Below are 12,925 nucleotides of genomic sequence, written 5' to 3'. Positions count from 1 at the left end.
CAAGAGACCTACGATCGTCACCCGAAAGCGCTGCCCAGCTGTCTCCCGGCAGCGTAACGTGCGGTTAGCGTGCGCGCCCGGAAGCCGGACCATCCCGGTCGGCCGCGACAGCGGGGCGCAGGCGGCAAGGAAGCTGACGGAGGGCCGGAGATTCCCGTGACGGACAACCAGACCGTGCAGGCTTACACCGATGCGTGGACCCAGACCATCGAGTCCATATCGGAGCTGGTCGCCCCCCTTCCCGAGGGCTCGTGGAACCGGGCCACCGAGTGCCCCGGCTGGTCCGTCCGTGACGTCGTCTCGCACGTGATCGCGGTCGAGTCCGACCTGCTCGGCGACCCGCGACCGATCCACTCGCTGCCGCGTGACCTCCGTCACGTCACCACCGAGTTCGCCCGCTACGTCGAACTGCCGGTCGACAAGCGCCGCTGCCACACCGCCCTGGAGATGACCAGCGAGCTGGAGTACACGATCATCCGCCGCTCCCGGGCGCTGCGGAACGCCAAGCAGACGCCGGAGGAGCCGGTGCGCCGGCCCGCCGGGCCGCTGGCCAGGGACGTCCCGTACCACGAGCTGCTGCGGATGCGGGCCTTCGACGTCTGGGTGCACGAGCAGGACCTGCGCCGGGCCCTGGAGGCCCCGGGCAACCTGGACGCCCCGGCCGCCCTGATCGCCCGGGACCTCCTGCTGGAGCTGCTGCCCGAGGCCGTCGCCGACAAGGCCGGGGTCCCGGCCGGGACGGCCCTGGTGCTGGACGTCACCGGGCAGGTGGAGTTCCTGCGCACCGTCCGGGTCGACGCCACCGGCCGCTGCACCGTGGACGAGTCGATCAGCCTGGCCCCCGACGTCCAGCTCACCATGGACTGGGAGACCTTCCTGCGGCTCGCCTGCGGCCGCGGCCGGCCCGGCCCGGTCTCGATCGAGGGCGACCGGGAGCTGGCCGAGCGGGTGCTGGCCAACTTCTCGGTCCCCATCTGACGCCTCAGGCGCACACGACCCGGCGTACGCGTACCGCCGCGCGCCGGGTCGGTGCCACCTGTGCCTCCGCACGTCAATCCGGCACCAGCCACCCTGCAACTGTCACCAAAAGTGACAGTCGCGACGTTTCCGCAGGTCGGAGCCCCTACGCGGTGAGCCTCCGGCGCAGCCGCAGGATCATGACCGTCCCCACCGCCAGCGGGACGTACTGCCAGCAGAACGCCCAGCGGAAAGCATCGGCCGGGTAGCCGTCGGTGCCTTCCTGCGTCAGCGCGTCCAGCAGCACGCCGATGCCGAACAGCGTGATCATCGTGCCGATGAAGCCGCCCATGTTGACGATCCCGGAGGCGGTGCCGAGCCGCTCCACGGGGTTGCGGGCGCGCGCGTAGTCCAGGCCGACCAGCGAGGCCGGGCCGTTGCTGCCCATCACCAGGACGATCCCGACCAACAGCCACAACGGCGGGTGTCCGCCGGGCCAGGCGAGCACCAGCGCCCAGCCGAGCGCGGTGGCGGCGATGACGGTGAGCACGATCGGCATCCTGGCCCGGGCGGTGCGGGAGAGCACTCGGCCGAACAGGAACCCGAAGCTCATGTTGCTGAGCACCAGTAGGGTCAGCAGCCCGCCGGCCGCGGCGCGGGACATGCCCTGTGCCTGCACCAGGTAGGGCAGGCCCCAGAGCAGGCCGAACGCGTTGCCGGGGAACTGGGTGGTGAAGTGGATCCAGAGCCCGAGCCTGGTGCCCGGCTCCCGCCAGCAGGCGAGGACCTGCCGGCCGACCTTGGGCCGCGGCCCGACCGCCCCGGGCCGGGCCGCGGCCTCCTGGTGGGGCGCGTCCCGGAGGAAGAGCGCGACCAGCGCGAACACCGCCACGCCCAGCAGCGCGATCGCGGTGAAGGTGGGTGTCCAGCCCTCGCTGTGCAGGGCCTGGGCGAGCACCACGGTGGTGACCAGGTTGCCGCCCATCCCGGCCAGGCCGGTCAGCTGGGCCACGAACGGGTTCCGGGCCGCCGGGAACCACCGGGCGGCGATCCGCAGCACGCTGATGAAGGTCATCGCGTCGCCGCAGCCGAGCACCGCGCGGGAGGCCAGCGCGGGGCCGAAGTCGGAGCTGAACGCGAAGGCCAGCTGGCCGGCGCTCAGCAGCACGACGCCGGACAGCAGCACCCGGCGCGGACCGAACCGGTCGACCAGCAGGCCGACCGGGATCTGCATGGCCGCGTACACCAGCACCTGGAGGATCGAGAAGGTGGAGAGCGCCGAGGCGCCGATGCCGAAGCGGTCGGCGGCGTCCAGCCCCGCCACGCCCAGGCTGGTGCGGTGGATGACGGCCAGGACGTAGACGCTGACGCCGATGGACCAGGCGAGCCAGGCCGCCCGGCCACCGGGCGGCGCAGACACCGGTACAGGCGCGGACGCGGACACGGGTGCGCCCGGGGGTTCGACGGTGGGCCGGGGAGCCGGGACGGACGGGGACGGGGCTGAACGAGCGGGCTCCACGGTCATAGTCCGACCAGACTAGTCATCCCATGATGGGACGCCCGGACCCGGGGGTGCGACGCAGGGCCGGGTCCTCAGCCGGTCAGCGTCCAGGACACCGAGCGGGTCATGTAGCGCTCCCGGAAGGCCTCGTCCCGCACCCAGTCGGTGGTGTCCCGCACGGTCGCCGTCACGGTGGCCGTCCGGCCCGGGGCCAGGCCCAGCCGGGCGGTGTCCAGCCAGGAGCCGTCGCCGGACTGCGGCACCACGGGGACGCCGTCCACCTTCCACTCCACCGTCAGCTGCCGCGCGCCGGTGAGCGGCAGCGGCCGGACGTCGAGCCGGGGCCGCCCGGACACCTCGCCGGGGGCCGGCACCGGGGCGTCGGTCGGCCGGACCTTCCGGTACAGCTCCTCGATGATCGCCTCGCGCGAGGGGAGGTTGTACGCGCTGCCCAGGGTGCGCATCACCGAGTCCGGGGTGGGCCGGTAGAGGCCGTTGGCGCTGCGGTACGCCCCGATCACGCCGGCCCCGTCCGGGGACTCGGCGCCCAGCCAGCGCCACCACTTGGTCTGCTTCCGGCGCATGTCGTCGGCGTTCACGGTGGCGAGGTTCGGGTAGTCGGCGTCGTCGGGGGCGCTGTCGTACTCGTCACCGAGGTCCCCCACGGTGTGCCCGATCTCGTGCTGGATGATCCGCCCGGCGTCCGTGCTGCCGCCCGCCAGCGTGGTCACCCCGGTGCCGCCGGCGCCGCCGTACTCGGTGGAGTTGGCCAGCGCGATCAGGTACTGCGGCCCGGCGCCGTCCCCCGCGTACCGGGCGGTGGCGGACTCGTCGGCGCAGAGCAGCCGGGCGGTGCCCTCGCACCAGAAGTGCATGCCGAGCGGGGTGGCGGGCCTGCGGCCGCGGCTCTCGGACTCGGCGATCCCGGAGACCGGGGAGACCACCTCGACCCGTCTGATGTTGAAGAAGCCCTGGTAGGTGCGGAACGGCTCGATGTCCATCAGCGCGTGCCAGGCCCGGTCGGCCTGCTGCCGGAACAGCTCCTGCTCGCCGGCCGTGTAGCCGTCGCCGAGCAGCACCAGGGTGATGCGGTTGGCCGGGTCCCCGGTGCGTCGTATGTCGACCGTCGGGGCGGCCGCGGATATCCGCCGGTCGGCCTGGAGGGCCGCGTGCGGCGGAACCGCGCGGTCGGCCGGCGCCCCCGGTCCGATCGCGCCGAACGGCGAGGGGCCGGCCAGTTCCAGGGCGCCCGGGAGGGCGGCGGCGGACACCAGGACGAGTGCGGCCAGACTCCGGACGAGACGGCCAGGGTTGCCAGGCGGCATACGGGTGCGTCCTCCGGGGGCCGGTCACCCGGCGTCGCCCGGGCGGTGGAGCGGAGACGTACCCGGGCGGCCGGGGCTCCCCTGTCCGGCCGCGAAAAAGTCACCGACCTGGCCGAACGATCCTCATATTTCGGATCATTCAGGTCATACCAACCATCACCTGGGCGGGCCTCAGAGGCCCGCCGGAGAGTCCCGAAAAATTTTCCGAACCCGTCTGCAACCCCCTGCGGGGACGCGCGTCTATACGGATGAAGGCACGGAGAGCGAGACCGGCGGAGCCGGGGGGCGCTTCCGCTCACGAGGAGCGGGGCCGGTCGTCTTCACCCATCACACGATCAGCACCATCACCCTGGGGACTCACATCATGCGCATGTCCGTTATCAACCACTTTGCGAAGAACGACCGCTCGCTCTCCGGCCGCCGCCGCGTCGCCGTCCTCGCCGCCACCACCGTCCTCGCCGGCGGCGTCCAGTTCCTCGCCACCGACACCGCCTGGGCCTGCGGCGACGCTTCCGAGGGTGCCGCCACCATCGCCGCCCCCGCGAAGCCGTCCGCCCCGGCCCAGCACGAGGGCTCCTTCACCGCCGGCTTCCACATGACGCCGGACGGCCAGAGCATCACCGCGGGCGGCGCCAAGGTCGAGATCGGCGTCGGCGTCACCAACTTCACCGGCGCCCCGTACCAGAACGTCTCGGCGATGCTCTCGCTGTACAACCCGATGGCGAGCCACCCGGAGAAGGGCCCCGCCGCCGCCCTCCGGGCCGAGGACCTCACCGTCGAGGTCGCCACCGCCAACGGATGGAAGCCGGTCGGCCTGCGCCGCGGCTGCGACCCGACGCTCTTCACCCTGGCCTCCCCCGCCACCACCACCGCGCGGCTGGAGAACGGCCGGGCCGCCAACTTCATGTTCCGGGTCGGGCTCTCCGCGAAGGCTCCCAAGGACCTGACCGAGATCCAGATCGGCGCCGTCGCCAGCGCTCCCGGTTTCGGGGCCACCGGCGGGGAGGACCACACCTACCGCGTGGTGCGGACCGCCGGGACCACCGGATCGACCACCCCGGCCAAGCCCAAGCCCACCCCCACCAAGGCCGCACCCACCAAGGCCGCCCCCACCAAGGCCGCCCCCACCAAGGCCGCCGAGCCCGCCGTCGACCGGACCAAGGACACCGCCCCGTCGGCCCCGGCCGCCCCCGCGACCCCGAAGGCCACCACGCCGGCCACCACCGCGCCCGCCGGCACCCCGGAGCTCGCCCAGACCGGCTCCTCCTCCACCAACGCCTTCCTCGCCGCCGGCTCCGCCCTGTTCCTCGCCCTCGGAGCGGGCGTCCTGATCGCCGTCCGTCGACTCCGTCCCCAGCGCTAGTCGACGGGCGGTCACACCGAAGGGGCCCTCCCCCGCACGGCGGTGCGGAGGAGGGCCCCTTCTTCGGTCCTGCCCGGTCGTCAGCCCCAGGTGATCAGGCGCTTGGGGCGCTCCAGCAGCGCGGCCACGTCGGCCAGCACCTTGGAGCCCAGCTCCCCGTCCACCAGGCGGTGGTCGAAGGAGAGCGCCAGCGTGGTCACCTGGCGCGGGACCACCTTGCCCTTGTGCACCCACGGCAGTTCCCGGACCGCGCCGAAGGCCAGGATGGCGGCCTCGCCCGGGTTGAGGATCGGGGTGCCGGTGTCGACGCCGAAGACGCCGACGTTGGTGATGGTGACCGTCCCGCCCTGCATGTCGGCCGGCGAGGTCTTGCCCTGACGGGCGGTCTCGACCAGCTCGCCGAGCGAGGTGGCCAGCCCGGCGAGGGTCCTGGACCCGGCGTCCTTGATGTTCGGGACGATCAGGCCGCGCGGGGTGGCCGCGGCGATGCCGAGGTTCACCTGGCCCTTGAGGACGATCTCCTGGGCCGCCTCGTCCCACTGCGCGTTGATCTCCGGGTGCCGCTTGATCGCGGTGAGCAGCGCCTTCGCGACGATCAGCAGCGGACTGACCCGGACGTCCCGGCCCAGCTCCCCGCTCTCCTTGAGGCGGCGGACGAACTTCATCGTGCGGGTCACGTCGACCTGCACGAACTCGGTGACGTGCGGGGCGGTGAAGGCCGAGGCCACCATCGCCTGCGCGGTCGCCTTGCGGACGCCCTTGATCGGCACCCGGACGTCACCCGCGGCGGGCACGGGCAGCTGCGCGGCCGGAGCGGCCACGGCCGTCCCGGCCACCTCCGCCGCCGGAGCGGCCTGGACAGCCTGAACGGGCGGGGCCGCCGGAGCGGCCTGAGCGGCGGCGTGGGCGTGCACGTCCTCGCGGGTGATCACGCCGTCCCGGCCCGTCGCCGTGACGGCCCGCAGGTCGACGCCGAGATCCTTGGCCAGCTTGCGCACTGGCGGCTTGGCCAACGGACGCTCCCCGCCCGGCCCTTCGGCCACCGGGGCAGGAGCCGCGGGCGCCGGAGCGACGACCGGGGCCGCGGCGGCCGCCGGAGCCGGCGTGGCCGCGACGACCTTGGTGGTGGTCGTCCGCCGCGCCCGGCGCTGGGCGGTGCCGGTGCGCGGGCCGTACCCGACCAGCACCTCGCGCCGCTCGGGCTCCGCCTCCTCGGCCGGAGCCGGAGCGGAAGCCGGTGCCGGAGCCGGGGCCTGGGCGGCCGGAGCCTCGGCGGGGGCGGCCGGAGCCGCGGCCCCCGCCTCCCCGGCGACCGCGACCGAGATGATCACGGTGCCGACGTCGACCGTCGCACCCTCGGGGAAGTGCAGCTTCTCGACCACCCCGTTGAACGGGATGGGCAGCTCCACGGCCGCCTTGGCGGTCTCCACCTCGCAGACGACCTGCCCGTCGGTGACGGTGTCACCGGGCTTGACGTACCAGCTGAGGATCTCGGCCTCGGTGAGGCCCTCGCCCACGTCGGGCATCTTGAACTCGCGGAGCGAGCGAACTTCGGTGGTCATCTTCGCTCCCCCGGATCAGTACGCGAACGCGCGGTCGACGGCGTCGAGCACGCGGTCCAAGTCGGGCAGGAAGGCCTCCTCGACCCGGGACGGCGGGTACGGCGCGTGGTAGCCGCCGACCCGCAGGACCGGCGCCTCCAGGTGGTAGAAGCACTTCTCGGTGAGCCGGGCGGCCAGCTCGGCGCCCATGCCCATGAAGACCGGTGCCTCGTGCACCACGACGGCCCGACCGGTGCGCTTGACCGACTCCTCCAGGGCGGCGAAGTCCACCGGGGAGAGCGAGCGCAGGTCGACGACCTCCAGCCGGCGGCCGTCCTCCTCGGCGGCCGCGGCGGCCTCCAGGCAGAGCTTGACCATCGGGCCGTACGCGATCAGCGTCGCGTCGGTGCCGGGCCGGACGATCCGGGCGTCGTGCAGGCCGAGGTCCGCGGCGTCGCCGACCTCGCCCTTGTCCCAGTAACGGCGCTTGGGCTCCAGGAAGATGACCGGGTCGTCGGACTCGATCGACTGCCGCAGCATCCAGTGCGCGTCGTGCGCGCTGGACGGGGTGACCACGCGCAGACCGGCGGTGTGCGCGAAGTACGCCTCGTGCGACTCGCTGTGGTGCTCGACCGCGCCGATGCCACCCGCGTAGGGGATGCGCACGGTGACCGGCAGCTTGACGTGGCCCAGCGCGCGGGCGTGCATCTTGGCCAGCTGGGAGACGATCTGGTCGAAGGCGGGGTAGACGAAGCCGTCGAACTGGATCTCCACGACGGGGCGGTAGCCGCGCAGCGCCAGACCGATCGCGGTGCCCATAATGCCGGACTCGGCGAGCGGGGTGTCGATCACCCGGTCCTCGCCGAAGTCCTTCTGGAGGCCGTCGGTGATCCGGAAGACGCCGCCGAGCTTGCCGATGTCCTCGCCCATCAGGACGGTCTTCGGGTCGTTCTCCAGCGACTTGCGCAGCGCTCCGTTCAGCGCCTTCGCGATGCTCAGCTGACCGGCCATCAGTGGTTCTCCCCCGCCTCGAAGGAGGCCGCGTACTCGACGTACTCGGCCCGTTCCTCATCGACCAGCGCGTGCGGTTCGCTGTACACGTGGTCGAAGATCAGGGTCGGGTCCGGGTCCGGCATGCCGCGCACGCCCTCGCGCACCCGCAGACCCAGCTGCTCGCTCTCGGCGTCGACCGCGGCGAAGAACTCCTCGTCGGCCAGACCCTCCTGCTCCAGGTGGGCGCGGAGCCGGGTGATCGGGTCCTTGGCCTTCCAGGCCTCGGTCTCCTCGGCGTGCCGGTAGCGGGTGGGGTCGTCGGACGTGGTGTGGGCACCCATCCGGTAGGTGAAGGCCTCGATCAGCACCGGGCCGTTGCCGCTGCGGGCGTGGTCGAGCGCCCAGCGGGTGACCGCCAGGCAGGCCAGCACGTCGTTGCCGTCGACCCGGACGCCCGGGAAGCCGAAGCCGGAGGCGCGGCGGTACAGCGGGATCCTGGTCTGGGTGGTGGTGGGCTCGGAGATCGCCCACTGGTTGTTCTGGCAGAAGAAGACCACCGGCGAGTTGTAGACCGAGGCGAAGGTGAAGGCCTCGTTGACGTCGCCCTGGCTGGAGGCGCCGTCGCCGAAGTACGCGATCACCGCGTCGTCGGCGCCGTCCTTGCTGATGCCCATCGCGTAACCGGTGGCGTGCAGGGCCTGCGCGCCGATCACGATGGTGTACAGGTGGAAGTTCTTCTCGTTCGGGTCCCACCCGCCGTGGTTCACGCCGCGGAACATGCCGAGCAGGTTCAGCGGGTCGACGTCGCGGCACCAGGCGACGCCGTGCTCACGGTAGGTGGGGAAGGCGTAGTCGCCGGGGCGCATGGCACGGCCGGAGCCGACCTGGGCGGCCTCCTGGCCGAGCAGCGAGGCCCACAGGCCCAGCTCGCCCTGGCGCTGGAGCGCGGTGGCCTCGCCGTCGAACCGGCGCACCAGCACCAGGTCGCGGTAGAGGGCGCGCAGCTCCTCGGGAGTGGTGGTGAGGGGGTAGTCCGGGTGCTCGACCCGCTCGCCTTCCGGCGTGAGCAGCTGGACGAGTTCCGGCTGGGCGGCGTCCTTGCTCGCCTTGCCCTTGGCGCGGAGGGTGTCAGGGACGCCGGGGGCCGCCTTCTTGCGAGCCCTCGCCGTGCTTTTGACGGTCACGTTCACTCCTCGGTCTGTCCGGCCGCCCGGGGTCGCCGGTGACCGGTCCGGTCACCGCCTCGCGGGGCGCGCGTGGGTGTGCGCTCCCACTGCGGGGCAGGTGGTGATCCTGTTCCGACGGCGTCCCTCACGAGAACGTTACCCAGCGTCCGCCCTCGACGCGCTTGCGCTAGGACGTCCTACTTGTTCAGGGCCTACAACCCCGAGGGTGCCGCGTTCGGCTCGCCGTCGGAAGGGTGGGGGTGACGGTCGGCGTGACGCAGCTCTCAATTCGAGCGCCTTCAGGACACCAGCGCACGTTATCCGGGCGGAAGCCCGTGCGTAAGGGGGTTCTCGGTATCGGTTTCGGACGGACCTGGCCGGATCGCGTCGGTAGCGGGGTCCGGGTGATAGGTCTTTCGTACGGTGTTATGGGAGGCTTTGGACGTGACTGATAACGGACAAATCAGGGTATTCCTGCTCGACGATCACGAGGTCGTCCGGCGGGGCGTGCACGATCTGCTCTCGGTCGAGGACGACATCGAGGTGGTCGGCGAGGCCGGCACGGCCGCCGAGGCGCTCACCCGGATCCCGGCGGTCCACCCGGACGTGGCGGTGCTCGACGTCCGGCTGCCGGACGGCAACGGGGTCGAGGTCTGCCGCGAGATCCGGTCCAAGCTGCCGGAGATCAAGTGCCTGATGCTGACCTCGTTCTCGGACGACGAGGCGCTGTTCGACTCGATCATGGCCGGCGCCTCCGGCTACGTGCTGAAGGCGATCCGCGGCACCGACCTGATCACCGCCGTCCGGGACGTCGCGGCCGGCCGCTCGCTGCTCGACCCGGTCGCCACCAGCAGGGTGCTCGCCCGGCTGCGCGACGGCGGCGAGAAGGAGGACGAACGGCTCGCCCAGCTCACCAGGCAGGAGCGGCGAATCCTCGATCTGATCGGCGAAGGTATGACAAATCGTCAGATCGGCAACGAGTTGCACCTGGCCGAGAAGACGGTGAAGAACTACGTCTCGAGTCTGCTCGCCAAGATGGGCATGGAGCGGCGCACCCAGGCGGCCGCCTTCGTGGCGCGGCACCAGGCCGACCACCAGTACTGACCGGACGGCTTCACAGAACTGACGGTTTGTCAAGGGCCCCCGCAAAGGGGCCCTAACCTCTCCACGTGACTTTCAGCCAGACCCTCGCCTGCGCACCGGCCCGCCCCGACCTCTCCGCACCGCCGATGGGGACCCTCAGCCCACCCGTCCCACTGGGCGCGCTCGCCGAGGTACTGGCCCGCTACCGGACAGGGCGGCTGCTGTCCGCCGAACCGGTCGCCGAGGGCCTGCTGAACCGGGGGTACCTGGTCACCACCGAGGCCGGTCCGTACTTCCTGAAGTGCTACGTCGACTCCGCCACCGCCGGCCGTGCGAAGATCGTCGCCCACCACCGCGCGATGGCCGCCCTGAACACCCTCGGACTGCCCGTCGCACCCCCGCTGGCCTGCGCCGAACGGTCCGGCACGGTGGCCTCGTGGGGCGGCCGGCTGTTCGCGCTGTTCCCCTGGGTCGAGGGCCGGCACCGGCACGGCGACGAGCTCGAACCATCGCGGTGCGACGCGCTCGGCGCGCTGCTCGGCCGTCTGCACGGCGCGCTCGACGACGTCTGCGCCCCCCTCGACCAACCCTCCGGCTACCAGAGCGCCGACGCCGTCGACAGCGCCGTCCTCGCCCGCGACCTGCGGCGCCGCGCCCGCGAGCACCACCCGGCCGGGGAGCTGGACGCCCTGGTGGTGGAACGGCTCACGGAACGGCTGGAACTGCTCGCCGAGCACGCCCACCGCCGCCCCGACCCGGCGTCCGCGCCACCCACCGGCTGGACCCACGGAGACTTCCACGGCCTCAACCTGCTGTACGACGACGGCCCGCTGGGCGGCCGGGTGGCGGCCGTCCTGGACTGGGACAAGCTCGGCCCGCAGCCACGCGCGGAGGAGGCCGTCCGGGCCGCCACGCTGCTCTTCAACGACCGCTCGTCCGGCGTCCTCGACCTGGTCCGGGTCCGCCGCTACTCCCAGGCCTACCGGGCCTCCGGCGCGGCCACCGCCGAACACCTCGCCGCCGCCGTCCACCGGGTCTGGTGGGAGCGGCTGAACGACTTCTGGATGCTGCAGTGGCGCTACCAGCGGGCCGACCAGCGGGCCGACCAGCTCTACCCCGCCTCCGCGGGACAGCTGGCGTGGTGGTGCCAGGAGTACGAGCAGGTCCTGGACGCCTTCGTCAACTGACCGGGCCGACCGACCACGGCGGACGGGCCGACCGAAGCCGGTCGGCCCGTCCGCCGGTTTCCCCTCCGGTCAGTTCCCGCCCCCCGCGGGCTGCGTGGCCGGCGGGGGCGTCTGCGGGACCGTCTTGGTCGGCAGAGGGTTGGGCGCCTGCGTGTTGCCGCCCCCGCCACCGGGCGTCGCGCCGCCCGTCGAGGGCGCCGACGAGCTGGACGTCTGGGTGTGGCTCGGGGATCCGGTCGCCGTCGGGGTCGACGAGTGCCTGCCCGTACTCGGCGACGGCGACATGTTGTTGCCGGAGTTCCCGGTGTTGTAGCCGCCGCTGTTGGGGTCGGTCGGCTGCTGCGGCTTCTTGCTGCTGGAGGCCGAGGTGGGAGGCGGCGTCAGACCGCTCTGGGACGGCACGGGAGTGTCGCTGCTGGTGACCGCCGGGGGCTGCGACGGGGACACCGTCGGGTCGACCTTGTCGTGGCCGCTGAGCGCGAAGGCGATGCCCGCGCTGGCCGCGACCAGCACGGCGATCGCCCCGGCCACCCAGGCCCACGGCCCGCGCCGCCGGCCGCCGTCGTCGTCCCCGCCCGCGACCTCGCCGCCGTACGGGCCGCCGACCGCCGGGTAGGGCGAGGAGGGGGTGTGCGGGCCGCCCGTCGGGTACGGCAGCACGGAGGTCTGGTCGCCGGGGCGCACCGCGCCGAAGGCCGCGGTGGCCGCGGCCTGGTCCGGCCGGAGCACCTGGGTCGCGCCGGTGTCGCCGGCGGTCGCACCGGCCCAGCCGGGCCCGCCCGCGCCGTGCATCTCGCGCAGCGCGTGCTGCACGTGGGCGCGGAACTCGTCGGCGTCCTGGAAGCGGTCGTCCGGGTTCTTGGCGAGCGAGCGCAGCACCAGCGGGTCGAGCCCGACCGGCACCCGGCCGTTGGCCTGCGAGGGCGGAACCGGCGGGTCCTGGACGTGCTGGTAGACCACCGAGAGCGGGGTGTCACCGGTGAACGGCGGGCGCAGCGTGAGCAGTTCGTAGAGCATGCAGCCGGCCGCGTACAGGTCCGAGCGGTGGTCGACCGGCTTGCCGAGCGCCTGCTCGGGCGAGAGGTACTGCGGGGTGCCCATGACCATGCCGGTCTGGGTCATCGTGCTCGCCCCGCCGGTCAGCGCCCGGGCGATGCCGAAGTCCATCACCTTGACCGCGCCGGTGTTGGTGATGATCACGTTGGCGGGCTTGATGTCGCGGTGGACGATGCCGTTGCGGTGGCTGTAGGCGAGCGCCTCCAGCACCCCGGCGATGATGATCAGCGCCTGGTCGACCGGCGGCGCCTCCTCGTCCGCCAGCAGCTCGCGCACGGTGCGGCCCTCGACCAGCTCCATCACGATGTACGGCGTGGACTCGTCCCCGGCGTACTCCTCGCCGGTGTCATAGACCGAGACGATCGAGTGGTGGTTGAGCGCCGCGACGGCGTGTGCCTCGCGGGTGAAGCGCAGCCGGGCGACGTCGTCCTGGGCCAGCTCGCCGCGCAGCAGCTTGACCGCGACGGTGCGGCCGAGCCGCACGTCCTCGGCGGCGAACACCTCGGCCATGCCACCGCGGCCGAGCCGGTGGGTCAGCCGGTAGCGGCCGTCACCGACGGTGCTCAGCGGCACGGAGGTGCCGCGGCCCGGCGTCTGCGGGCCGCCGAACGGCGGCAGCGCCGAGGTCGGGGCCTCGCCGCCGGGCTCGGGAATCCTCGGGGTTCCGCCGGTCCGGCCGACCGCTCGGACACCCGCGTCGTCGTCCGGCTGCTGCGTCTGTGCCATCGCTCCTCGCCCCGGGCGTTCGCTCGG

The 12,925-nt window shown here is 73.0% G+C and carries 10 protein-coding genes; 4 read left to right on the top strand and 6 right to left on the bottom strand.

Annotated features, from left to right (window positions below):
* Positions 1 to 156 precede the first annotated feature (156 nt).
* Positions 157 to 978 carry a maleylpyruvate isomerase family mycothiol-dependent enzyme gene (locus tag ABZ449_RS23950; RefSeq protein WP_360349328.1) on the top strand — a complete coding sequence of 274 codons (822 nt, stop codon included), beginning with the start codon at positions 157 to 159 and terminating at the stop codon, positions 976 to 978.
* 145 nt (positions 979 to 1,123) lie between these two features.
* On the opposite strand, the gene ABZ449_RS23945 is transcribed toward ABZ449_RS23950, so the two are convergent.
* The gene (locus tag ABZ449_RS23945) at positions 1,124 to 2,377 is read right to left on the bottom strand and encodes an MFS transporter (protein ID WP_360349325.1); all 1,254 of its coding nucleotides are present in this window, start codon (positions 2,375 to 2,377) and stop codon (positions 1,124 to 1,126) included.
* Between the two features lie 173 nt (positions 2,378 to 2,550).
* Complete coding sequence (locus ABZ449_RS23940) at positions 2,551 to 3,783, bottom strand: M64 family metallopeptidase (protein ID WP_360349324.1); 1,233 nt, start codon at positions 3,781 to 3,783, stop codon at positions 2,551 to 2,553.
* 364 nt (positions 3,784 to 4,147) lie between these two features.
* On the opposite strand from ABZ449_RS23940, the gene ABZ449_RS23935 reads away from it, so the two are divergent.
* A complete protein-coding gene (locus ABZ449_RS23935) occupies positions 4,148 to 5,146 on the top strand; it encodes an LAETG motif-containing sortase-dependent surface protein (RefSeq protein ID WP_360349321.1) in 999 nt (332 codons plus the stop codon).
* A gap of 80 nt (positions 5,147 to 5,226) precedes the next feature.
* Here ABZ449_RS23935 and ABZ449_RS23930 read toward each other — a convergent pair whose 3' ends face one another.
* Genes ABZ449_RS23930 through pdhA form a run of 3 tightly spaced genes read right to left on the bottom strand, consistent with a single transcriptional unit; the run spans position 5,227 to position 8,864 of the window.
* Positions 5,227 to 6,708 carry a dihydrolipoamide acetyltransferase family protein gene (locus ABZ449_RS23930; RefSeq protein WP_360349319.1) on the bottom strand — a complete coding sequence of 494 codons (1,482 nt, stop codon included), beginning with the start codon at positions 6,706 to 6,708 and terminating at the stop codon, positions 5,227 to 5,229.
* A gap of 15 nt (positions 6,709 to 6,723) precedes the next feature.
* Positions 6,724 to 7,701 carry an alpha-ketoacid dehydrogenase subunit beta gene (locus ABZ449_RS23925; protein WP_360349388.1) on the bottom strand — a complete coding sequence of 326 codons (978 nt, stop codon included), beginning with the start codon at positions 7,699 to 7,701 and terminating at the stop codon, positions 6,724 to 6,726.
* A complete protein-coding gene (gene pdhA, locus ABZ449_RS23920) occupies positions 7,698 to 8,864 on the bottom strand; it encodes a pyruvate dehydrogenase (acetyl-transferring) E1 component subunit alpha (protein WP_360349316.1) in 1,167 nt (388 codons plus the stop codon). The genes ABZ449_RS23925 and pdhA overlap by 4 nt, the downstream gene beginning before the upstream one ends.
* A gap of 426 nt (positions 8,865 to 9,290) precedes the next feature.
* Between pdhA and ABZ449_RS23915 the strand changes: the two genes are divergently transcribed.
* A complete protein-coding gene (locus ABZ449_RS23915; RefSeq protein ID WP_360349313.1) occupies positions 9,291 to 9,950 on the top strand; it encodes a response regulator transcription factor in 660 nt (219 codons plus the stop codon).
* A gap of 65 nt (positions 9,951 to 10,015) precedes the next feature.
* A complete protein-coding gene (locus ABZ449_RS23910) occupies positions 10,016 to 11,116 on the top strand; it encodes a phosphotransferase (protein ID WP_360349311.1) in 1,101 nt (366 codons plus the stop codon).
* Between the two features lie 69 nt (positions 11,117 to 11,185).
* Here the strand turns inward: ABZ449_RS23910 and ABZ449_RS23905 are convergent, their stop codons facing one another.
* Entirely contained in the window at positions 11,186 to 12,898 is a 1,713-nt protein-coding gene (locus ABZ449_RS23905) for a protein kinase (protein WP_360349308.1), read from the bottom strand.
* Positions 12,899 to 12,925 lie beyond the last annotated feature (27 nt).

Origin of the sequence: Kitasatospora sp. NPDC005856 (genome assembly GCF_040629945.1) — a bacterium.
GTDB lineage: Bacteria > Actinomycetota > Actinomycetes > Streptomycetales > Streptomycetaceae > Kitasatospora.
Note: the sequence above shows the minus strand (reverse complement) of the source record. Positions and strands in the feature narration are given on the sequence as shown.